Origin of the sequence: Bifidobacterium sp. ESL0704 (assembly GCF_029392075.1) — a bacterium.
In the GTDB taxonomy this organism is placed as follows: Bacteria; Actinomycetota; Actinomycetes; order Actinomycetales; family Bifidobacteriaceae; genus Bifidobacterium.
Genome location: NZ_CP113929.1, coordinates 2,047,644 through 2,071,928 on the forward strand (window position 1 = coordinate 2,047,644; position 24,285 = coordinate 2,071,928).

Consider the following 24,285-nt stretch of genomic DNA (forward strand, 5'->3'; position numbering starts at 1 on the left):
CATACCCCTTCTCAGCGTACTGAAGTACAAGATTATCCCAGAGATATGACGTCCCGGTATTGCGCAAAGCGCGAAACGAAGCCACTCGCCATATCGCGAAAACAAAACGTCTCAACAGATAGCCGAAAGACGTCTCAATATTGAAAATAGTGAATGTGAGGGGAACAACCAATTTCGGCACTACAATTCCCGTCCGTACCACTCCTCGATCATATAGCGGGCGACGGTCGCCTTGCCCGGAGCCGCCATCGTGCCTTGGGCCAGCGCTTCGGTGAATTCGTCTCTGGTCAGGAAACGGGCGTCGAGCGTCTCGCATCCGTCCACCTTGACATCCGTGCCAAGGGCCCTCGCCTTGAACGCGACCATCAGCGAACCCGGGAAGGGCCATGGCTGGGAGCCCAGATACCTCACCTCGCCGAGCGCAAGCCCCGTTTCCTCGGCGGCCTCGCGCCTGGCGGCATGCTCAAGACTTTCTCCGGCCTCGACGAACCCCGCGCATACCGAATAGTGCGATGGATCTTTCCACGCCTTGTTATGCTGCAACAGCAAACGATCGTGTCCGTCGACAATGGAGACGATGACAGCCGGCTCGATACGGGCGAACAGCGGCGAACGATGTGCCTTGCATTGTTCATTGGTGCAGCGCTGGGCCCAACCGGACATGGCCGGCACCACCGGGCAACCACAGCGCGGGCAGTGCTTCTGGGAGCGGTGCCAGTTGCTCAAGGACGCCGCGGTGGTGGCCTCACCTGCTTCACGGGCCGAGGCATGCGGGGCGAAGCCCATCAACGATACCCAGTCGAAACGCTGCAAGGCGCGTTCGAGTATCTGGTTGCGTCCGGCTCGTTTTATCAGTTGGCTGTCTGCTTCGGGGTTGGTGCTGCTTGCCTCAGACCTAGCGTCGCCTGCCGCGGCCTTCACGCCAACCGCCGGAGACCCGGCATCATCTGCTTCGGCCTTCGTGTTAACCGCTTGAGGCTCGGCATCGCCTGCCTGAGACTCGGCATCGCCTGCTTGAGGCTCGGCATCGCCTGCCATTGCCGTGGCGTTGGCGGTTGCGGCCTGCGGATTCCCCTCGCCGTTCTTCAAACCTTCTGCCCTGTCCGCAAAAACCGATACGTCAAGAGCGACAACCGACTGAGGACGCTCGCTGCCGACACCATAGCTGCCGAGGAATATGGGGATAAGCCCAAGTCGGTTCGCGATTTCGCCGACCGTTTGACCCGCGCCTGCAGCAAGGTCCCCTTCACTAGCTGCCACCCCTTTTGCCAGTACCTTCGAACCATCAGCGCCTGTGCCGGCTTGTCTTGTTATCGCACGCAATACGTATTGGCCCGGCACCGTAGCCAGACGCATCTTCGTGGTTTCGAAATCAACCCGTGCCGCTTGCCCGTCGGGAACGGCCACGAGCCCGTCACGCACGAAGATGACGGTGGTCGAGGGACGCGAGAGCACATCGGCAATCAGACTGGGGTCGCTTCTGCGTTCGGCCTGGTAATCGATATCGCCCTGCGCGAGCGGCAAGAAGGGCAGCATCTGCGTCAACGCCAGCGATGAGAACGAAGCAGCCATGTCAACCTCTTTAGCTTTGGGAGACGTCTCCATCTCCTTCAATTATCTGCGTCATTATATATATCACCGTAACAGATGAACCATAATCTCATAACCATGGCAGCCCTGTCCATCACCGAGGCACTTTCTGCACGCCAGCGTCAGATACATGCACTCTGGCTCACTTAACTTGCACCTTCCTGACGCCAGCGTCAGATACCTGCACTCTGACCCACCCAACATGCACTTTTCTAACGGCAGCGTCAGACACACGCACTCTGGCCCGCCCAACACGCACCTTCCTGACAGCAGCGTCAAGAAAACGCACGTTAGCGGGCGCAACATGCACCTTTCTGACAGCAGCGTCAGAAAAACACACTCTGGCCCACCCAACACGCACCTTCCTGACAGCAGCGTCAGAAAAACACACGTTAGCGGGCGCAACATGCACCTTCCTGACAGCAGCGTCAGATACATGCACTCTGGCCCGCCCAACACGCACCTTCCTGACAGCAACGTCAGATGCATGCACTTTAGCAGGCACAACATGCACCTTTGTGACGCCAGCGTCAGAAAAACACACTCTGGCCCACCCAACACGCACCTTCCTGACAGCAGCGTCAAGAAAACACACTCTGGCCCACCCAACACGCACCTTCCAGACAGCAGCGTCAAGAAAACGCACGTTAGCGGGCGCAACATGCACTTTTATGACGGTAGACAACGGGGCAACCAGCCTCACCGGCGGCCAGGCACCCGTTCAACCAGGTCAAGCAAGGCGTTGGCAACGGCGTCGGGATGCTCGACAGCACTGAAGTGGCCGCAATCCGGGATCGCGGTGAACGCGACGGAAGTGGAGGTCATGGCATCGGCAATCGGACGCATCTTATCGGGCGGGCTCGAAGGATCGTTCTGCCCGCAGACCACTGCGGCCGGAACGGCAATATGCGACAGCTGGTCGGTAGTGTCGATGCGTCCGGCGGCCATGCGCTCGCGCCAGGCAAGCTCTTCCGGCCGCTGGTCACGTATCCAGCCGGCCAGCAGCTCCTCAAAACGCGGGCTGCGCTTGATGCTCGAATCGCCTGCTTGCGGACGAGCGAAATGCATCACCGGATCCACGGTGTTGTCTTCCTCGCAGGTTTTGGCGACGTTCAGACGGTTCGCACGAGCCTGAGGACTGTCCGCAAAGGTGGTGGTGTCGCATAGGGCAAGCCCGGCAACAGACCCGGGAAACAGCCGTTGAATATCCATCGCCAGATAACCACCCATCGAAAGGCCCACCCAAACGGCCTTTTCATAGCCGGCAACATGCAGCATCGAAACGTAGGCTTCGGCCACTTTGTCCATCGCCTCGGCGTAAGCGCCGTCATCGGCGAGCGCTCCGCTGGCTTGCGCATCAGGTATCGAGGCGTCGCCGGCACCAGGCGTATCCGGCGCCCAGATCGGGAACGGCTCCACCCCACGCTCGCCGCCCAACCGAATCAGACTTGCCGCACAATCGTCCCACATCCGTGCATCCACGGGGAATGCATGCAGCAGAATCAGCGGTATGCCTTTGCCGGAACGATAGACCTTATTATCAATACGAATATTCATGCCACTCTTTTCTGCCCGGCACACGACATCATGGTCATCATCGTCAATCGATTTTCAACCATGCAATATCTTGTATGCCAAATCAACGAATGAAGACTGCGAAAACGCGATACCATACACCCGTTTCGCAGCCCAAAGTCTCAGCCGAAACACTTACGCGCCGACACCGGCCCACGATAGCGCGCGACGCACGATCTGGCCGTGCCCGCCTGACATCTGGGCGATGAACGTATCGAGCTGTTTGCCCTCGACATCGCACCATTCCACGTCCAGCGCGGGGTCGAGCGGCTTGCAATCACCGGAAATCTGGATCACATAGCACAGCGCGATGGCATGCTGGCGCGGATCGTAGAACTCGGAAATACCCGGGGTCGGGAAGAATTCGGCGACGGTGAAAGGCTGCAGGCTCGCGGGCAGGATCGGCAGGGCAAGATCGCCCAGATCCTTGGCGATATTGCGTGCGATGGCCTCGCGGATGGTCTCGTGAAAAAGAATGCGGCCGGTGATCAGCGTGCGTTCGACGGAACCGCTGTCACGCACGCGCAACAGGGAACCGACCTGCGAAATCCGCCCCATGTCGTCGGTGCGCACAGGAACCACCTCGGCGTAGACGATGGGCAGTTTGGCACGGGCTTCGTCGATATCGTGCGGCGAAAGCCATCCCGGAGGATTGCCATTGCTGCCGCCGCGTACAAAATCCTCGGGCGTGATGCCATCGAATTCGCCACGATGCCGCCCCGCATCGAAATCACCCTCGTCGGGCACTTCATCATTCAAGACTGCCATGGCTCCATTATCGTGTGTCAGGCTGACGAATGCGCAAATCGAACCGCCGTTTCGTCACTGGCGTAGCTTTGTTGGGGTTTACTGCGAAACTGGATAATACATCGCGCGTAAGGCAAACGACCACACAACGATGCAATGCACAAGCGGAAGGAGCCATATCATGGCAACGCAGACTTTGACGGCAAAGAACTTTGAAGAGACCATCACCAACAACGACTTGGTGTTCGTTGATTTCTGGGCCACCTGGTGCGGCCCGTGCAAGGCGTTCGGTCCGGTCTACGAGAAGGCCAGCGAGGCCAACACCGACATCGTCTTCGGCAAGGTCGACATCGACCAGAATCAGGAGCTTGCCACAGCGGCCGAGATCCAGGCCGTCCCCACGCTGATGATCGCCAAGAAGGGCCAGATCATCTTCAAACAGGCTGGGGCCCTTCGCGCCTCCGACCTGGACGAGGTCATCAAGCAGGCCCGCGCCCTTGACGTCGATGCCGAGCAAGGCGCCAACGCCTGAATCTAGACGAGCTGCTCAGGCCGGTCAATTCGATCGGACTTCACAGAATTTTCGAATGATCTTCGCATAATTTCACGTAATGAGGTATGCCGTTAGCCGGCAATGTTCGGCTAACGGCATATCGGTCATAAAGCGACAAAATAACGGCGTTTCAGGGCAAAGCGCCATTTATTTATGAATAATTGCTATATTTTGACCATTTATAAAACGATTTTTCGTGCCACTGCGTTATAATTATGATTGTTTTGTGATGTAGTGATGTATCTGCCAAGGCGGATTAAGTAAGTTGCGGCGTTGCATCTCGCACGCTAGGGACGTGCGAAAAGAGTTGAGAGGAAACCGAACGGCACCTCGTTTATTCGACGTGCCAGAAACTGTAGGACTACCTAGGAGCATTAACAGCATATGGCTAACCACCGTAAGCAAACCAAGACCTTGAGGTCGCTGAGCAAACGCCAGTGGACGAAGATCGCGGCCGGCGCACTAGCGGTTGTGGCATTGATAGGCGGCAGCGCTGTCGTCATCCATTCGCATAATGCAAGTCAGGATTCCCTCAACCGAATCACTTCATATTCCGCTACAGACACCAACGCACTTGGCGTCTCCCGCGGCGCAGACCGCGAGGACCTTCGCGGCGGCAAGGCCGGAGACACCTACGTCACCGTCAGGATCAACGGCAAGAACCGCGCCGTGGTCGGCTCCCATTTCACTAACGTCAAGTCCGTGCTCGACCAGGGCGACATCACCCTCGAGACCGGCGACGTTGTCACCCCAAGCCTGAAGACCAAGGTCAACGAATCAACCGTCATCACCATTGAGCGCGCCGACGCGAATCTTGAAACCTCGGATGCACCCATCGGTTTCAACGTCGTGACCAAGGAGACCTCCGACTTGCCCAAGGGCCAGCAAAAAGTGGAATCCGAGGGCCAGGAAGGCGTCATGGAGACCACAAGCCTGGTCACCAAGGCCGGCAAGAAGACCATCTCCTCCAACGTATTCACTTCATTTGTGAAGCAGGCTCCGGTCGACAAGGTCATCCTCGTCGGCACCGGCTCCAATACTTCTGTGTCCAGCGCGGCCGCCAACATCGGTTCCACTGTTCCTGTCGGCGAGATGCAGCAGTGGGCACACGATTATCTGCTCTCTACGGGCGGGTCGGAAGCGGACTTCACCGCCACCGTCTACATCATCAGCCACGAATCCGGCTGGCGCGTCAACGCGCAGAATCCTTCCGGCGCCTATGGCCTGCCCCAGGCATTGCCCGGCAGCAAGATGGTGAGCGCCGGCGCGGACTGGGCCACCAACTATCAGACACAGCTCAAGTGGTTCTGGGGCTACTGCGCTAAGTACGGCGGCGTGCAAGGTGCCTATCAGTACTGGTTGGTGCACCACAACTACTGATTCGATTTACTGAGCCAACAGATGGAAGAGGGAAGCGATTGCGACTGCGTAATTGCTTCCCTCTTCTTTGCGCTCTGATCCCGTCTTTCGATTCGATGAGCTTGGCCCAGCGCAGGTAAATGAGCGTGGGCCACCACATGTAAAGCCTCTTGCCGGACAGCTGCTGGAGGAATCAAGCAAGCCGCGTCCCGCAGCCGTCGTGAATCCTCCGCCAATTGGCCCTAGTGGAAGATTTGCGACGCAAACCATATGTTTAGCGTCACAAAACCTCCACCAACTGATCCCATTGGAGGAATCACGACGCTTTTTAGCCTTATTGCGTCACAAAACCTCCAACAACAGGCCCTACTGGAGGAAACGCGACACAAACCACACCCTCAGCGTCACAAAACCACCAACAATCGGCCTTATTGGAGGAATCACGACGCTTTTCAACCCTGTTGCGTCGCAAAATCGCCACCAACAGGCCCTACTGGAGGAAACACGACACAAACCAGACGTTTAGGCGTCGCAAAACCTCCACCAATTGGACCTAGCGGAGGAATCACGACGCTTTTTAGCCTTATTGCGTCACAAATCATCCACTAAACGACACTACCGGAGGCTTTGCGACGCTAAACGTGTGGTTGGCGTCGCAAAACCTCCGGTAGTCGTGGGGCCCAATCGATCCACAGACCAGTCGATCCACAGACCAGCAGCCAGTTCATGAGGCCGACAGCCAATCCATGGGATCAGCAACCAGACTATGGCAACAGCCGGCCCGCAGGATCAGTAGCCAGCCCACGGCCAGCAATCAGTCCACGGCCAGCAATCAGACCACGAGGTCAGTCCTTACGGAAGCCCTTTGGGTTCTTGGTCTGCCAGTTCAGCGAAGAAGCGGCCATCTCGTCGATGCCGAGCTCAGCCTTCCAGCCCAACTCGCGCTCGGCCTTGGAGGAATCCGCATAGCAAGCCGCGATATCGCCGGGGCGACGGGGCTTGATAACGTACGGAATCTTATGGCCGGCGGCCTTTTCATAGGCCTTGATGACCTCGAGTACCGAGTAGCCGTGGCCGGTGCCGAGGTTGTAGGTATAGACGCCGGGCTTGTTGATGTGGTCGATCACCGCGACATGGCCGCGGGCGAGATCGACGACGTGGATGTAGTCGCGCACGCCGGTGCCATCAGGGGTCGGGTAATCGTTGCCGTAGACCTGGACCTCCTTGAGCTCGCCCAGCGCCACCTTGGCGATGTACGGGGTGAGGTTGGCGGGAATGCCCTTCGGATCCTCGCCGAGCAAGCCAGACTCGTGCGCGCCGACCGGGTTGAAGTAACGCAGCAGCACGATGGTCCATGAATCGTCGGCGACATGGACGTCGCGCAGAATCTGCTCTTGGAAGAGCTTGGAGGTGCCATAGGGGTTGGTGGTGCCGCCGACGGGGCTCTCCTCGGTAAGCGGCAAGTGCTCGGCCGCGCCGTAGACGGTGGCGGACGAAGAGAAGATGAACTTCTTGACGTTGTGGTCGCGCATGGCCTTCAGGAGCACCATGGTGCCGGTGAGGTTGTTGTCGTAGTATTCGATCGGCTTGGCGACGGACTCGCCCACGGCCTTGAGGCCGGCGAAGTGGATGACCCAGTCGACGTCGTTCTCTTCGAAGATGCGGTTCATCAGCTCCTCATCGCGCACATCGCCGTCGTAGCGCTTCACGGTCTTGCCGGTGATGGTCTTGACGCGATCAAGCGCCTCCGGCACCGAATTGACGTAATTGTCGATGCTGATGACGTCATAGCCCTTGTTCAGCAGTTCGATATCAGTATGAGTGCCGATATATCCGGCTCCTCCGGTAACCAACACAGTTGTCATTGTATGCTCCTTGCATCGTGTTGCAACCTAACAAAACTTAACATTAGCACACATATAGTACACAGGTTTTGTGACTATTTGCAACACAACTCCCGTTAGCGCGTCACCATCTTGACGTTCGATATCTACCGATATTCAACACCACTAGCAGATCTGTTGCATAAAGCCGATCGACATAGAACCGAGCAACACACTCCCCCAGACAAAGCCAAAGCAATTTCTTCAACACTGCGTCACAACGCACCGCGGTGCAACACACGGCGGCCAACCAAACGGCTCGTCAAAGCAGGAAAGCCTCGCCTCTTACTGACTTGCACTTGCCAACTTGTCTACTTGTCTACTTGCTTACTTGCCTACTTGCTTACTTGCCTATTTGCTTACTTGCCGTTCATCGCCATGAGCTGATCGATCGTCACAAACTCATAGCCCTGCCCCTTGAGCCCGTCGATGATTCCGGGCAGCGCCGCGATGTCCTCGCTCCGGTCGCCGCCTCCGTCATGCATCAAAATCACCGCGCCGTTGTACGCCTTCGACAGCGCGGCGTTGGCGATCGCCGGAGCCCCGGGCTTCTTCCAATCCTCCGTGTCGACGGTCCATATCACGTTATAATCGATCAGATCGCTGGTCTGCAGCCACTGATTGGGGCCGAAATTGCCGTACGGCGCACGCAGCATCTTGGTGGTCATCCCGGAAGCCGCCTTGATATTGGCCAGCCCTTGGGTGATGTTGTCACGCAACTGGTCGGGATTGAGCTTGAACATGTCGGGATGCGAATAGCTGTGGCTGGCGACCTGATGCCCCTCGGCCACCATGCGCTGCTCGAATTGCGGCCACGCTGCGGCTCCATTGCCCACATCGAAGAACGTGGCCTTGATGCCTTTCTCTTTCAGGATGTCAAGAATCGGCCCGCTGTATTGGCTGGGGCCATCGTCAAACGTCAAAGCGACGACCTTGTGCGTTACGGGCTTGGGCGAGAACGTATCGACGATGACGTTCTTCGGCTCCTTGACCACGCCCTTGTCCACTTGTTCACCGGAAATCTTGCCGATCCACACTTCCTTGACACCCTGCTTGCCCCTTTGCACAAGCTTTTGGATGACGCCGTGGCCGTTGACGCTGACGCCAAACGGAACCATTGTACGTCGGACATCGTGCTGTTCGGTCAGATTCTTGCCGTCTTTTACGGTTATTTTCGCGTTTTCGGGCAGCTTTATCGAGTCAAGCGCGACGGGGACGTCGGCTGTTGCCTGCGACTTGAAGCCCTTCTTTTTATTGTCACTCGAATTGTTCGTGGAATCCGCGGCCTTGATTTGCTTGCCGTTGAGCGTATAGACCACCGACGCTCCCGCAGCCGCTTTGAGCACCTTGCCCGAAACAGAGAGCAAATCGCCGGGCTTCGCACCAAAATTATCGTTTTTCGCGGCCAGTTTGCCGAGCGTCGTGTTCGCGCTCACCTGCTGTGCGGAACCATTGACACTCACCGTTATCTTGCGAAAATTGCCATAGCCCCAAGCACTCACACCCGTCAGCGCAAGCACGATGACCAAAACGACAACGACGATCAGCGAGATTCGGACCTGCTTGGGTATCTTGCGCGCTTTGGCCGTTTTGATGGACAGCTCCTCGATAGCCGGTTCCTGCTCTTCGGAAGATTCCTTCTCGGAATCGGCAAGGGTCTCAGCCAAAAATCCGCCGACAGGTATGACGGGCGCTGTGCCTTGGCCACGCTCTGGCGAATAACCGGCATCTCCAGAGCCTGCAAAGCCTTCAGTGCCAGCAATATTCTCCTTCTCAGAGTCAACATCATTGCTTGCGTCACGAGCAGGGCCGCCCTTGCCTCCGTGTGCAACGGCAGCTTTACCCGACACGGATTCCTTGCCCTTGTCCTTGCGTCTCATCGTTCCCCTTCATCCACCGGCACGAACTGCCCGCCGGTTTAACGATAGTCACCGTCTAAGCAAGACACTACACAAGCAGGTGGAAATGCAGAGGGCGACACGAGGCTTGCAAACGAACCCGCACATTGTCTAGTTCCATGACTCGCGAATCTTGCTTTTCGACCAATAAACGGCATCAGTATGAATCAATGTGAACATTCTCAGAGATTCCTTATGCCCGCCGCGCTCTCTCGATGTATTCGAGCATATTTTCCTCCCAGTCGGCTGTCTTGTATCCCGTTTTCTCCAATTTCGTCAAATCAAGAAAACTGTTTGTCGGTCTGGGAGAAACCGGCTTAGTTTCTTCCTTATAATATTCTTCCGTGGTAACCGGTACTACCTTGTCGCCGTTGCCATTGGTCTTTTCGAACACTTGCTTTGCAATCTCCGCCCAGCTCTTCACTGCCCCTGAACCGGTCAGATTATACGTTCCATATTCTGCACCGGAATCGAGTAGATGGAAGATGCCGTTGGTAATGTCCTCAGTGAACGTCAAACGGCCCAATTGGTCATCGACCACAGTGACTTGGGACAATTTATCATTTGAATCGGCTACGCGATCAGACAGCCCCATCATCGTCTTGACGAAATTGTTCCCATCGCCGACAATCCAGCTGGAACGGACAATGTAGTGGCGAGGAACAATGGATACGATCACATCAGCCGCAGCCTTGGTCGCACCATAGACGCCAAGGGGCGCAAAGCCCTCGTCTTCTGAGTGCTCTTTGATTTCGCCGTCGAACACATAATCGCTGGATATGTGAACCAACGTAAGGTTGTGCATCTGCGCAGTTTTCGCTATCAGGGCCACCCCTTGAACATTCGTGCGCCAGGCCGCCTGGCGACCCTCATTGTTCTCCGCATTATCTACGGCCGTATAGCCGCCAGCATTGACGATGGTGCCGTAGAGATCCCAATCATAGTTCTCATAAGCCACGGGATCGGCGAAATCGAACATATCCCTATCGGTGAAGTCGAAGCACTGCAGCCCGTGCTCCTTCACATAAGCCTGGACCGCCCTCCCGACCTGTCCGTTGCATCCGGTGACCAGCGTGCGTTTGGGGGCCATGGGCTTGGCGTCCTTGAGCATCGGGTGGTGCAGGTCGGCCTCGCTCCGCTCGCTCTGCTCCAGCGGGATCGGCCAGTCGATCCCCAGGTCCGGGTCGGCGAGGTTCACGAACGTGTACGTCCTCTTCTGCTCCAGCGACCAGTGCGCGTTGACCAGATACGTGTACACCGTCCCGTCCTGCAAGGCCTGGAAGCTGTTGCCCACCCCGCGCGGCACGTAGATCGCCCGCGACGGGTCGAGACGGGTCGTGTACACCTGGCCGAAGCTCTCGCCCGGGCGCAGGTCGACCCACGCGCCGAAGATCTCGCCGGCGGCTATGCTGATGTACTTGTCCCACGGCTCGGCGTGGATGCCGCGGGTGACGCCCTTCTTGTCGTTGTAGCTGATGTTGTTCTGCACCGGCCCGAAGTCGGGCAGGCCCAGCGCGGTCATCTTGGCGCGCTGCCAGTTCTCCTTGAACCAGCCGCGGTTGTCGCCGTGCACCGGCAGGTCGAACACCAGCAGCCCCGGGATGTTCGTCTTGGTGACCTTCAGGTCCTCCTCGAAACCAAATGACATACTTGTAATTCTACGTGAGAGTGGCGGCAAATAGATATTTTAAAACAAAACACTAAATAATATACTGAATCAAATTGACATGCCCAATTTAACAAACTTCGTTGCGGCATTCTCCGACATGCCTCAAACCGTAAAAGGATTCTTCACTTTTATTCCTGTCTCATTCTTCTTTTCTCCACATAACGGCTAAAACAACCTAGTTGTTGATACAAAATCAGAAGCATTAAATATACTGGCAAAAAGTGAAAGTTGAGACAATATGCTAGATCCTGATTCCAAGCCAATTCCCCATCCCGACTCCCGCGAACTTAATATCGAGATTCTTCGTATCGTCTCAATGCTGCTGATTGTGGCATGCCATGCTGTTGTTTTTATTCCTTGGCTAGGCAGTAAAGATGCTTATGAACCCAGCTGGGGGCTGATTACACGTTGGGTGGTAGTGCAGTATGGTCAGGTTGGAGTCACCATTTTTTTCTTGATTACCGGCTTCTTTTTGTCCAAGAGAACTTTCTCAAAACGTCGTATTTTCAAAGTCTGGTTCCAAACATTCTGCTACTCTGCACTTATTCTTATTGCTGTCGTTCTTATCAAAGCTCTCAAAACAGCTGAAACACGGACTCCCGATTCCCTTACATTCTGGCAGCCCCAGCACTTGGTACCAACAATCTTACAAGGCATCTTCCCGTTCATAGAAGGCTCATATTGGTTTGTCACCGCTTACATAGTTCTCATTTTGTTGTCCCCATTCCTTAATTCCATGGCCCAACACGTCGCACAATCACAATTTGAGAAGCTTATTCTACTGCTGTTTTTCTTTGCCATCTGGGCAACATTCAAAATCCGCTATTACACTCCGTGGAACAGCTATGTATACGCAATTCTCATTTATTTAATCGGCTGCTGGCTGCAGATGTATCCGAATGCCCTTCATGCAAAAGTCCAATCATGGAAATTGTGCGTAGCATGCGTGTTCTGTACAATTATCATGTTTCCCATTCTTCATATCATCTACCAGCACTCAACATGGCTGACATTACTGTTCCAAAATCCAGGGACCATACAATCAAGTCTAAGAATTCTTCCCATTATTATCGGCACGGCCGTTTTCATCCTTGTCAGACGTATCGATATGCGTCATGCTCCTGAGGTTCTCAAAAAATGTATTCTAAAAATCTCTTCGGCAACGTTCGGAGTATACCTGCTTCATCAGCATCCTCTGACTTGTCGCTTTGTATGGGCAAAAGCCTCTGCGCTATTCCCTTCTCCTGATTCCGCAATATTAAAGGCTCTCACTTTTGTCGTTATTGTGATTCTTATGTATCTCACTCTGACGTTGTTAGCATCGTTCCTCGATACATTAATCATTCATCCAGCAACTAAAATCATCATTCGCCATATCAAAGTCGACAATAAGTAGTTTTACGCTACTCAGAGTAGGTATTTATTCACGAAAAGAGGCATCGTGCGAAGTCTGATGATCAATACCGGCAAAACAAAAACACCAACGAATCATCAGAATTCGTCGAATCTTCGCGATAGTAGGATCGAATCGCTACGTATAATCGCGATGTTTTTGATTGTCCTATGCCATTTTACGATTCATATCAACTGGAAACTATTGGAGTTACCAGGAATCAGAGGAGCTGTAGCTCATTTACTTGTAGATGGCGGACAAGTCGGCGTGGTCATATTCTTTTCCATCACCGGCTACTATCTGTCGACCAGTCGATTCAAAGCTAAAAGGCTTGTATCGACATGGATTCAGACTTTTCTATACTCTTTCGCTTGTCTGGTAGTAGGATTCATTGGCTGGAAAGTCGGGTGGTGGCCACAACTACGTACTCTATTGATGGGGTTCAACGGGACTCATACTGTTGAACTTATGCTGATGCCAGTAATCAGTCGCGAGTATTGGTTCGTATCAGCGTATTTTCTGCTGCTTCTGCTCGTTCCGGTATTGAACGTAGTCATCACCCATGTTCATCGAACATATATGCAGTGCCTTTTATACGGATTAATTGTGATAAGTTTACTGCCAATCATAGGACTCGGTTCGTTCCAGCCTTATGACTCAACCGTGTACGCGATTACTTGCTATCTCATCGGCGGCTATCTGAGGAAATACGGCGAGAAGATAAACATTTCTCCACTAAAATGCACTGGCGGCGTGCTTGCTGCAATGGTACTATTCGGCATGGTACATTATGCGATGGCAGTTCCCTCCCCTATTGCAAAATATTTTGGATGGAACTCGCTTTTGAATATGAGTATACGTACGCCAGGCCTCATCATCGGCACGCTCATCTTCGCTTCGGTGCTTTCCAACAGTCATCCATGGTCAAGAAGAACCATCAATATCGCCGCAACAGGAATGTTCGGCGTCTATCTGATTCATGAGAACTGGCTTGGAGCACGCATACTCTGGTATGTAGTCAACGAATTGGTCCCTATACCCCGAAGAACGATCGCAAAAATCCTCATTGGAGCTGTACTCGTTACAATAATATTCGTAATCTTAACTGCCATATCGCTAATATTTGATTTTCTTATCGTCCATCCCGTTCAACATCTTGTGTCGAAAATATGGAAACACATGAAGCAGCATTTTGCGAATCGACATGACCGCATACGCAATCAGTCAGCTTTATCAGTATCTTCGACCCTATAGGTCCTCAGAGAAACATTGATCGGCAAGAGCCCAATTTTCATACTCAGCACAGCCCAAATCACGTTCTACAGTTCAAGACTGACGAACATAGGCAATAGACGAATTGGCGAAGACTTCACCCCATGTAAAGAAGTGATTCCAGACAATCATGAATATACAGAGCATCAGAAGAAGCTCAAAAATTCGATTTGCGTATATCAATCTGTCTTTGAGCCATGCTTTTCCTCTTCACCTATTGTCTTGTTGCCCTCGCGATAAATGACTATTTTTGCGAAAACGCTCGTTTAAATACCGAAATCATATCCTTACAAGCCCTCCGATTAATCAACAGATAGACTGCATACACAATCGCATAAATACCGGCAGCCCACCAACCTGGAAGCATAAACGCAACCGCAATGAAAATAATGGTAATCATGATCTCTTCAACGCTCAATATACTTGATTTCACATAGAGCTGTCTATTAACGAGCATCTCGGAAACAAAACTCCTCAGAATAATAGCAACAACCACTGAGCCAATAATCAAATAGACCGATGGCTTCAGGAACGCAAATATAAACACGCAAACACTGCTCAACGCCACCGTCGCAAGGTTGATTATCAGCAAGAGCTTCTCTCGCCTAAGCACCTTAAAATAGGTAGTGCAACAGATGTCCATTTTGGTATTAAACAAGCACAATGGCATCAAAAGAATGAAGTAATCCAAGCTCGATGCATACGCGGGAAGCCATTTGCTGATAATCCAGACAATCGGGAAATACAGCAAATAAATAAACGGGAACACCAGTTCCATCACATCACGTATGTGCCTGTATACGTTGGTCAGCTCTTCTCGATTACTCTGCCGCAATGCAGGGAAAAGCACCATACTCGCCTGAGAAACAAACTGAATAAAGAAATTCACCAAAGCCAGAGAAAACGATAACTTGCCAAAAACCTTGATCCCCCATTTGTAGTCAATGACGAACCTGGCGACACCAAGAATAAGCAGACTGGCGAGATTCGCAATCATCAGTTTAATGCCTACACGTATGCTATTCCAAGACAATTGAGCCGATTGAGACAGAGAATAAGCTTTTACTGCGAGGATATCCTTTGCACGCCAAAGGCAATAGACAAAAGCACAGGTTTTCGAAACGGCATAAAAAATCGCATACCATTCAAACGTGCGGACACGGCATATCAGCAACACACACAACGGAACCAAAAATACGAGTTTATCGATAATCACCGAAAAAGAGAAGAGTTTGGTCTCATTGATAGCCTGAAAAACGTAACCCAAGAAAGCAGCGGCATTGGTAAGCACCATATAGATCGCAGTCAGCATTAAGACAGCCGAACGTTTTTCCCCGAAACCCCCTGACAAGGCACCCAAAAAGATAAGCGCTGCGCAAATCAGCTGGAACAGCGTCCCAACGGCGAACTGCCCCTTGATCGATCTAGAATCCAATTCATTTCTGTGGCGGCCGCCATTGAGCAAGTACACACCGTCATTAAGACCCAAATGGAAAAGGCCTGCATAACTGGTATAGAAAATGAACAACTGCCAATAGCCGAATTCTTCTATACCAAGAATTTTAGGTACCAGCAATGAGGTCAGCACGCTGAGAGTCAAGGAGACTCCTTGCGCCAAAAACGCGACCAGCGCATTACTCACGAGCTTACGAACTTGCAAAATTCGGTTCCTTTACCTTGTACCAGTAGCCAGTCAAAGACTTCAACCGCTTTTGGACAGACAACATGCTACTGCTGGCTTCCGATACCGTATCAATAGTACAGACATAACCACCATGAAAACCAAAGTAACAAACGTGGCCGGCGCCAAATACTGGTGGAAAAGCCAATCAGCTATCGGGAAATACACTACGGACACCAGGAGATAAGCCACGATAATCTGCACCGAGGCGGACAATGCAATATTCGTTTGACGCAGTCTACTGACTACAACATAATACAGCCATGTAAAAAGAACGGCCTGAACAGCAGTGAACAGAAACATGCCGATGAAACCAAAATCATGAAGATAGTAACGGAATGCGGTATAGACATTACCCATGCTGATTCCATCTTTGGCGAATGTATATTCAAGCTGATAAGAATACAACCAGTTCGGATTGTGCGATCGCCTACCCAGAAAACTATACAACGCATAGAACGTTTCGCCGCCCCATAATTTTGAGGAGGGAGAAGTGCTAACTGGATGATCGAGATAACTGCTAAAATTCGTTATCGATCCGCCAACATACATCATCAGATTGTCAAAAGGCGTCTTTGATAGTTTTCTTCCGACCAATCCACTAAGCGCCACGAATCCAGCCAAGCCAACAGCTATAAGTCCAACAATCGCGGCAAGAGACTTCCCTGAAAGCCTTGCAGATGAGTTTTTCCTTCGGAAAAGAACCCACCACATAATAAAGCCAGCAATGGCGAAGACAATCAATGGTCCTCTAGAAGACTGAACAAGAATATAGACAACATATATCAATACCGGCAGAACCGCTATCCAAGTCATTCGTCGTTCCGCCACAAGGTTGTTGATGATAACAAATAAATAGACATAAGCCACGGCAGTCAGGACATATCCAGCATAAACCACCGCGGTGGGCACCGCCCCATACGGCTTATGCACGTTATATGCGGAATACTGGCGGTACGCCGCCATAATACTGCTCCAACTACTGATATCAGCATGAGGAATTTGCTGTACAATACGAATCACGGCACGACAATAGAAGAAAACTATTACTGCCCCAAATATGCACATCACCCAAGACGACCATGACCTACATGAAATTATCGTGACGCCAACGCCCTGCTTCGCAGAGTCTCCCCACCGCAGTCGACACAATCTATACGTTATATACGAGCCAACGATAAAAGTCACAATACCCGCTATCAGCAACAACGCTGCATTCCAACTCAATGAGACATGCCAACGAATACAGTTATATAACGAGGCGAACGAAGAAATAGTAAAAGCGTAACAAAAAAGACCCGGTACGGAAAACATATCTCGGTCGAACAAATAGTAAACACCGACACTCAGCAGCATCAACACTAGAGAAAACAACACAGAAGTATTCATTGATGCCCCTTAATACCTATTACATAAAAGCTTGATATGCATGAGCATGGTCTCCTTGAACGAGGGAAGCCAATAATCATGGTCGGCAAAAAGCCTCAACCGCGTCGAAAGACTCTTAGGCAATCTTGCAAATTGTTTTACTACCATCAGACTTTCATTATCCATCATCGAGGAATAATGGGCCAATAATATTTGGGCTGTCTTGGTAAAATCCTGATCAGGACGATGAAAAACATGCTGAATCAATGTCATCACACGTTGAAAAGAAAACCTTCCTAAATTTCGCTTCCCAACCTGATTATGCCCGGTAATCCGGCGTTTGATGTACGCGTTACCCATATCAGGGCAGACAACACCGCAGGTTCTCGCAACTAAATGCACCCACACATCATGAATTCTAGGTCCCGAATAATTTCCATAGCTCTGCAATAGATGACGAAGACGTTGGTTGAACACCATAGTGCATCCTGACGCCCAGTTATACACCAACAACGTTTTTAAAGAATCCGGAACATCGCTGAAATTTCCATATTCTCTCGATCCCCCATGTAGTGAGGCATCTACATTTTCGATATCAGAATAGTATAATGCCGGCTGAGACTCCGTATTCCTGAGCTTTTCAACTGCCTTGATCAACTTCTCCGGCATCCAATAATCATCTTGATCAGAAAAAGCATAATAATCAAACCCGTCAGCTTCAGGCATATCGAGCATACTCAAAAAAGTACGGGTTCCACCCTTGTTGACGATATTTCTTTTTATCGTAATAGGGAATCCTTTATCGATATAAGCTTGACAGCAAGCAATCGTATTGTCACTTGAGCAGTCGTCGTTAATCAATAGAGAAACAGCAACATCCTGTTGCCGAAAAATGCTATCTATCTGTTCCCCAATATAATCAGCCCCGTTATAAGTCGCCATCATCACCAGAACCGTAGGTAGATTCGAGCGAGACTCATACCATTGTCCCTGTTGCATTACTTATTCATTTCTTACTCGGCGACGGATCCGGCTGACTTGCTACGCCCCATGACGCAAACAGAAGTCTGTACATTTCCTCGAGGTTCTGCGAGGGTTCCCATCCCAAAGCCCTGATAGCAGAGGTATCGAGCAGGATGTCATTCCCTTTCCTGAACGATGCCGCCCTAACAGCGTCGTTGCCGAATTCGACCTTTGAACCCGGCTTACCGAACCGTTCAAGAACCATATGCGCCATATCGAGAATGGAACAATAAGTATCGTCATTCGAGAGATTATAAGCCTTTCCTGGCTCCCCACAAAGCAGTACTGTCAGAATGCCCCGTACCGCGTCATCTACAGAAAGATAAGTGTTCCTCTTCTTACCATCGCTGAACAGAACAATGTTTTCTCCACTCAATGCCGAACGCCCGAACTCCGCGAAAACACGTCCATCGTCCTGTTTCACCCCCTGTCCAAACGTTTGCGTCAAACGCACAACAGAAGACGAAAGGCCGTACTCAGACCAGAACGACGACACAATATTCTCTGACATCAGTTTAGCTTCCGGATAGCTATTCCTCGGACGTAGAGAGTCCAGAAAACCCAAATCTGACTCATGAATGGGTCTGGCCGTCGTTTCCCCGTAAACTTCCATCGTCGAAAGGAGGACCGCCCGAGCGGCATTCATCCTTTCTGCAGATTGCCATACCTGATAAGTGCCTTTTACAATTGAAATCGCCGTCTCTACCGGACGTTCCGAAAAATCTTTGCTTGACGTGGTGCAGGCTGCATGAATGATATAGTCAGCAGGAAAATCTTTCCGTAACTCGTTACCGAGTGACCAACGGTAATAAACACAATCCTTGCGCAGCCCGAATAGAGACTTGGCCTTCTCCACATTACGGACAGGAAGAATGAGCCGCACACCAAGGGCATTATTCTCATTGGCCTTAAGCAGTACACGAACGATCTGAGAACCAATCAATCCCGTCGAACCGGTAAGCAACACCGATTTACCGCTCAGACTCTCCAACGATAGCCTACTTGCCACCGCACCGGCAGTGTCCCACAATAGCTTGTCGTTATTCATGCTTCCCATATTTGCGCGACCTCCTGCATATCGACATAGGCTTTAAACGTAAAGAAATCTCTTGGCGTGGTAATTTTAATATTCTCAATTGGCCCATCTACGGTATGTATACGGTACCCGTAATGCGACATCAAAGATATGGAATCGACAAAATCATTGATTCCATCTTCTTTGGCTTGTAAATGCTTACGGTAGAAATCGCCAAGTCTGAATCCTTGAGGCGCTCTGGCCAATTTACAATGCTCACGATTGAGCACTTCCCTGACGTATCCATCTTCCTCATTGATTACGGTTTCCACCGATGGAGCCGTTGTAGCCGTGCATCCACAAGACCATACCGATTGAATGCAGTCGGTAATAGTCGTCTCGTCGATAAGCGGGCGAACACCATCATGAACCAATACGACTGAATGGTCATCATCCACATCCTGACGATTATGAAGGACCGACACCCCATTGAAAATAGACTCCTGGCCGGTAGAACCTCCTGGAACCACCGCCAAGATCTTGGTATAGTGATTCTCTCTCGCCAGTTGCTTGAATGTATCAATCCAACCTGACACACACACAACTACAATACCGTCGACCATGGGATGATGTTCGAAATGATCGATGGTGTGAATAATAATCGGTTTGCCACCGAGTTTGAGGAACTGTTTCGGAAGTTTGGCCCCTTTCATACGGGATCCGACTCCGCCTGCAGATATTACGACGAAGACCTTGCCCTCCTTATCCATGGTTCCTCATTTCGCCCGGAATATTACTATTACTTATATCAGCAGAATATATCTTCAGTCGACATCTGTGCCGTACTTACCCAAATCAAACGCAAAAAAAGCATGATGTTCACGATCTTTGAGGGAAGGTAACCGATTCCAATCACCATATAGTTTCGTCAGATACCGTTCGACATTGACCGGGACATTCCACATCTCGCCTTCAAATGGCTGCTTTTTTGTGCGTACCATATCTCTTCGTAGATAAATCTCTCCAAAGAAATGCTTACGTCCCGACGGAATCACCACAAAACGAGTATCGTCATTCTTGCAACGGGCATACCACTTGACTGAGGTTTTCATCCATTTGTTGAATGACCTAAACGAGAACAAGGCACCGATGGCTGACTTCATCTGCAACGACTTTCGCAAATCAGCATTGTCGCCAGCAAGCTCGTAATAATAGTTCCTATCCTGATGCGTTCTGGTACAGGAACAGATAAAGCCCAAAGCCATAGAAACAAAGCCGTGAAAATCACGCATCACCACGTTGTCATAGGTATTCTCGACCGGGAAAATATCCACCCATACCCCGACGTTGTTGTTGCCTATATCCTCCCTGTCCTTAAGACGGGTACCTTTGAGTCGCACACGCGCACCCCAGGAACGATAGTTCGGTGTCTGCTCGGGGGATTCAACAACGTATTTATCTTTATGGACTCGGGCAAAACCTGAAATAAAGGCATCATAATCGGCACGAGGCATGTTGATATCCATGTCATCATCCCATGGAATAAAGCCTTTATGCCTCATCGCTCCAAGGGCAGTCCCCCCTCCGAGATGATAGTTGATATTGTTCTCTTCGCAATAACCGATGATGTCACGAGCCATCATAAGCAATACGCGCTGCAGCCGGAACAACTGCTCGTCATCCAGCGTAATCAGCTCGGCATTATCGATATGCTTGAACTGATCGACTGTCGACAAATGCATATCTGTTCCTTCTTTAGCCCAATCGGCAATATGTCCGCAAACTCCGAAACCTTAGACTTTACAATCTTATACGAACGGCAAAACAGAACACAATGTCGTAAAGTATACATTTCGCTATATCTGGAATTATGACATATACAATGTCACTGTATAAAGTGTGCGGCAGAATTACCTTCAATCCCTGAACCAGGGAATATCACCTCAATCCATACATTCGTCCGAGAATAGGAAAGCAATAAGTCTTACCACATCCGACTAACGTTGACAGCAAAATAGAACTGTTGCGTATAATAGCTATGTTTCTCATTGTTCTCAGCCATTTCAGCACCAATGTCAGTTGAAATCTAAACGGCAAAACACTGGGAAAGCTTCAGTCCGGCTTTCCATTCAGGGAGCGAGTCGGAGCAGTTCTGTTCTTTGTGATTACCGGATATCTCCTTGTCCAAAGTATATTGGGCAAAAGTCTTGCCGCTCTTACTGCTCTCTTGCCGCTAATCGATACCATAGTCGTGCATCCGATTGCTCAAACGGTTCTCAAAAGACTTTGGTAACCACTAAGAACACAATCAATACCCACATGGGTTGCCAGTAAATCCTAAACAACAATATTCAGAAACTCTTGCCGTATTTCTTGCCGGTGAGCTTCGAGAGCAGGAAGCCGCCGCCCTTTTTGAACCAATCTACCGGCTCGGGGCTCACGGTGGGAAGCTCCGTATATGCGTAACCCTGCGTTTTCAGCCACACGTCAAGCAGGCGCTCGCTCACCCGGCCCGGGTAACGCGCGTTGAACGCGTCGTATCGCCCCGGATCGATACGACGGGTCAGTTCGTCAAGAATCGGGAAAAGCCAGGAACAATATTCGTCAAGCCGACGTCGACTCATCACGAACATATTGAATATGTGGGCGCTTTTGCCGGCCATCACCTCATCGAAGGCAGGAACGTACTCCGGAAGTCTCTCGGCCAGCAATTTCCGAGTCTCATCGAACTGTTCAGCATGGAAGGTATGCGCATAATGGGAATAGACGCTCTCGATATAGTAATTGCGCTTCTTAGGCAAGATGATTTCGATGGCGGAACCATCGCCTGCCTTTCGGTCCAATGCAGCCTCGATGTCCGATCGCCTTGCAATCCTGTCGAACCTATCTCTGGCGAATAGGCGCTTGGTCATATTCACGGCACCAAAATGCCTTCGATAATGCACCAGACCTTGATAATCGGCGTTGCAATGCCTCCAAAGCCAATACAAAGCCGTCAGTTCGGAATACGAGGCGTTGAGATCAGAGATGTTGTCACCGGTATTGTCGGCCACGAATCGCTCGCCCAAGTTCACGTCCGGGTGTAAAGACGCCCCTACATGCATAGGCAAATAGATATCGTCATCGGGCATCCGATACGGTTTATGCGCCGCTACCGCGATGCAGATATCCTTGTTCGTCACTGGTCTTCATCCATTTCCTGACAGCGAATAATATGGTCCATTTTTTGTTGCCAGATTTCAGTAATTCACCTTGGCAATCCCCGGATCTTCCCAGCCCATGGGCGTCTGATCCAAGGCAAGTTCTCCGGCTGATTTCGGCGAAGTGGTCACATCGAATGAAATCGTCGCCGAAGCCCCTTGAACAAGCGTGATATTGCTGGCGAACGGATTCTTGCCGTTGAACGAGACGCGCGTGGGAGCCGTGGCGTTGCCTGTGATGGTGAGATTACTGATGCTTCCACCCATCGGCGCATACACGAACGTCTTCTCCACCGCGGCACCAAACGGCAAAACGCCGCCGCCGCCAACGTAATTCGTAATGGTGGAGGCCTCGGCTCTCGTGAGCGTATTGGTCATCTTGTAGTCGACATGGTACGTCTGCTGGCCGGTCTTGCCGCCACTGGTTTTGGTGATTGTTGAGGTCCGGTGAACATACCAGTCCATCTTTGAGGCGTTCTGCTCATTGACGTATACGCCGATCTTCGGTTGGGTCTCGTTGTCGGGCGACTGTGGGCTGTAGCCGCTGTTGGTAAAATTCCGTTCGATGGTCTGGTCGAAAGCATAGATGTCGAAATGACGCCCCTGAGTCATGGGGCCCATAATGCTGCCGATGGCCGCCAGTTTGGAAAGGTTGAGCCCGCTGAACATGCTGCCGATGGATTGGAGCGCCACTTCACCGAAAACAACGTCCTGTAATCTGGGATCGTATTGCTTATACACTGTATTCAACAAGAACCGAGCCGTGTTGTCGCCCGTCAACACAACGCCGTTGGGCAATGTCACATTGCCATTGATTCTGATCAGCGCTTGCAGGAACACGGGATCAATGGTGATCACACCATCTATCGGTTGCGCTGCCCCCCAGGGAGTTTTGTCCCAGCTGGTTTTCACCTGTTCGGCCACACGAGAAATATCCGGGGAGAAACCGACATCGCGAATATCGAATGAGGACTGCAGCGGCCCCCAATCGTAGAACAGCGCACGCTCATCGGCACTCGGATTCGTACCATAATTGACATAATCGGTATTCGACCTGAACGAGCCCATTGCAATCTGGCCGTTGTTGGTGGTCAGCGTTCCGAGCGAGCCGCCCAAACCGCCGGAAGATCGCGCCTCGGACGTGGTCATCGACAACACTACATACGTCTGAGGTTTGGTCGCTCCTAGAAAGTCAGGAAGAATCTGGAATGTGCTGCAGACCTGGTCGATCTTTCCCGACAACGCATCAAGCTTGACTCCCGCATCGTCATAGGCTTTTCTCACCATTGCGATTTTCGCCTGATGCCCAGGTAGATTATGGTAATCCTTGACTTCTGCCTGCAAGGCGGCATTGGCTTTTTTCATTCCCTGCTGCGCCTGCAGCACCGGTTGAAGGTTGATCTGGCCTTGGCCGTCAGTGAGCTTTGCGGACTTGAGCTGGCTGACGACATTGATGAATTGGGGAACCGAATCGTGCACAATCCCGTCAACGGTTGACGTCATGCCTTGCACGGTCTTGATGTCGTTACCGATGTACGGGGCCTTGGCAGCCAGATTCCACAGCCTGCCATGCGCAATGTCGTTGGCCTGCCGCGTCTCGCTTTGCACCTGTGGCAGTTTCTGCGAAATCTGGTCCAGGGAATTGAGGTCTTTCTTGCCCGAAAAGCCGCTGAGCATCGACACCGCGTTCTGTTCGTGCGCTTTGACCTCTTTGGCCTGCTCATACATAGTCTTGGCGGCGTACCCACCAATCCCTGCAATCGCAACCAACAGCACGAATATCACCAGCAGCACCCACGGCCAGGCGCGATGCCGACGCATAGGCCTCGCGGCCGCCAAATGCCTACCTTGTGGTCGACGCATAAGATATTTCCCTTCACCTATATAACAATGCACCATTATGCACTATCGCCGCGGATTTCGCGGATTTTGAGCGAATCCTGCACAGATTCGGTATAAGTGGGCGCCGACGCCGATACTCACGGATACCAGAATACTAGAATGTGGTATACGTATGTGTCGGAATACTCACACGCCGAATAGGTAATAAGAAGGTCTT

General features: G+C 51.5%; 18 protein-coding genes. 4 read left to right on the forward strand and 14 right to left on the reverse strand.

Translation table 11 applies throughout. The features are described 5' to 3' along the window. Positions 1 to 180: 180 nt before the first annotated feature. The 3 genes from nudC to OZX64_RS07590 all read right to left on the reverse strand — a co-directional run bounded on the left by nudC (position 181) and on the right by OZX64_RS07590 (position 3,933). Positions 181 to 1,572, reverse strand: coding sequence for an NAD(+) diphosphatase (gene nudC / locus OZX64_RS07580; protein ID WP_277172433.1), 1,392 nt, complete (start codon positions 1,570 to 1,572; stop codon positions 181 to 183). Between the two features lie 717 nt (positions 1,573 to 2,289). Continuing rightward, a complete protein-coding gene (locus OZX64_RS07585; protein ID WP_277172435.1) occupies positions 2,290 to 3,147 on the reverse strand; it encodes an alpha/beta hydrolase in 858 nt (285 codons plus the stop codon). 153 nt (positions 3,148 to 3,300) lie between these two features. After that, positions 3,301 to 3,933 carry an NUDIX hydrolase family protein gene (locus OZX64_RS07590; protein WP_277156870.1) on the reverse strand — a complete coding sequence of 211 codons (633 nt, stop codon included), beginning with the start codon at positions 3,931 to 3,933 and terminating at the stop codon, positions 3,301 to 3,303. A 160-nt stretch (positions 3,934 to 4,093) separates the two neighbouring features. Between OZX64_RS07590 and trxA the strand changes: the two genes are divergently transcribed. Together trxA and OZX64_RS07600 are read left to right on the forward strand one after the other, a co-directional pair. Then, the gene (gene trxA, locus OZX64_RS07595; protein WP_277156869.1) at positions 4,094 to 4,444 is read left to right on the forward strand and encodes a thioredoxin; all 351 of its coding nucleotides are present in this window, start codon (positions 4,094 to 4,096) and stop codon (positions 4,442 to 4,444) included. Positions 4,445 to 4,849: 405 nt separating this feature from the next. Further along, positions 4,850 to 5,845: a G5 domain-containing protein gene (locus OZX64_RS07600; RefSeq protein WP_277172438.1), complete on the forward strand. Its 996-nt coding sequence runs from the start codon at positions 4,850 to 4,852 to the stop codon at positions 5,843 to 5,845. A gap of 824 nt (positions 5,846 to 6,669) precedes the next feature. On the opposite strand, the gene galE is transcribed toward OZX64_RS07600, so the two are convergent. The 3 genes from galE to OZX64_RS07615 form a co-directional block, all read right to left on the reverse strand. Beyond that, complete coding sequence (galE, locus tag OZX64_RS07605) at positions 6,670 to 7,689, reverse strand: UDP-glucose 4-epimerase GalE (protein WP_277156867.1); 1,020 nt, start codon at positions 7,687 to 7,689, stop codon at positions 6,670 to 6,672. A 377-nt stretch (positions 7,690 to 8,066) separates the two neighbouring features. After that, positions 8,067 to 9,587, reverse strand: coding sequence for a polysaccharide deacetylase family protein (locus OZX64_RS07610; RefSeq protein WP_277172440.1), 1,521 nt, complete (start codon positions 9,585 to 9,587; stop codon positions 8,067 to 8,069). 211 nt (positions 9,588 to 9,798) lie between these two features. Then, positions 9,799 to 11,253, reverse strand: coding sequence for a sugar nucleotide-binding protein (locus OZX64_RS07615; RefSeq protein WP_277172442.1), 1,455 nt, complete (start codon positions 11,251 to 11,253; stop codon positions 9,799 to 9,801). 259 nt (positions 11,254 to 11,512) lie between these two features. On the opposite strand from OZX64_RS07615, the gene OZX64_RS07620 reads away from it, so the two are divergent. Next, on the forward strand, positions 11,513 to 12,670 hold the full coding sequence (locus tag OZX64_RS07620; RefSeq protein ID WP_277172444.1) for an acyltransferase: 1,158 nt from the start codon (positions 11,513 to 11,515) through the stop codon (positions 12,668 to 12,670). Between the two features lie 45 nt (positions 12,671 to 12,715). Beyond that, a complete protein-coding gene (locus OZX64_RS07625; protein WP_277172447.1) occupies positions 12,716 to 13,921 on the forward strand; it encodes an acyltransferase in 1,206 nt (401 codons plus the stop codon). Between the two features lie 262 nt (positions 13,922 to 14,183). Here OZX64_RS07625 and OZX64_RS07630 read toward each other — a convergent pair whose 3' ends face one another. The 8 genes from OZX64_RS07630 to OZX64_RS07665 form a co-directional block, all read right to left on the reverse strand. Further along, positions 14,184 to 15,599 carry an oligosaccharide flippase family protein gene (locus OZX64_RS07630; protein ID WP_277172449.1) on the reverse strand — a complete coding sequence of 472 codons (1,416 nt, stop codon included), beginning with the start codon at positions 15,597 to 15,599 and terminating at the stop codon, positions 14,184 to 14,186. 42 nt (positions 15,600 to 15,641) lie between these two features. Next, a complete protein-coding gene (locus OZX64_RS07635; RefSeq protein ID WP_277172451.1) occupies positions 15,642 to 17,009 on the reverse strand; it encodes an O-antigen polymerase in 1,368 nt (455 codons plus the stop codon). Between the two features lie 9 nt (positions 17,010 to 17,018). Beyond that, complete coding sequence (locus OZX64_RS07640; protein ID WP_277172453.1) at positions 17,019 to 17,987, reverse strand: glycosyltransferase; 969 nt, start codon at positions 17,985 to 17,987, stop codon at positions 17,019 to 17,021. A 7-nt stretch (positions 17,988 to 17,994) separates the two neighbouring features. Next, the gene (locus OZX64_RS07645; protein WP_277172455.1) at positions 17,995 to 19,068 is read right to left on the reverse strand and encodes an NAD(P)-dependent oxidoreductase; all 1,074 of its coding nucleotides are present in this window, start codon (positions 19,066 to 19,068) and stop codon (positions 17,995 to 17,997) included. Then, on the reverse strand, positions 19,056 to 19,796 hold the full coding sequence (locus OZX64_RS07650) for an IspD/TarI family cytidylyltransferase (protein ID WP_277172457.1): 741 nt from the start codon (positions 19,794 to 19,796) through the stop codon (positions 19,056 to 19,058). Before OZX64_RS07650 ends, OZX64_RS07645 begins: the two co-directional genes overlap by 13 nt. 54 nt (positions 19,797 to 19,850) lie before the next feature. Further along, positions 19,851 to 20,768 carry a LicD family protein gene (locus OZX64_RS07655; RefSeq protein ID WP_277172459.1) on the reverse strand — a complete coding sequence of 306 codons (918 nt, stop codon included), beginning with the start codon at positions 20,766 to 20,768 and terminating at the stop codon, positions 19,851 to 19,853. Positions 20,769 to 21,377: 609 nt separating this feature from the next. After that, positions 21,378 to 22,208, reverse strand: coding sequence for a DUF4422 domain-containing protein (locus tag OZX64_RS07660; protein ID WP_277172461.1), 831 nt, complete (start codon positions 22,206 to 22,208; stop codon positions 21,378 to 21,380). Positions 22,209 to 22,265: 57 nt separating this feature from the next. Continuing rightward, positions 22,266 to 24,089 carry a DUF4012 domain-containing protein gene (locus OZX64_RS07665; RefSeq protein WP_277172463.1) on the reverse strand — a complete coding sequence of 608 codons (1,824 nt, stop codon included), beginning with the start codon at positions 24,087 to 24,089 and terminating at the stop codon, positions 22,266 to 22,268. Between the last annotated feature and the right edge of the window lie 196 nt (positions 24,090 to 24,285).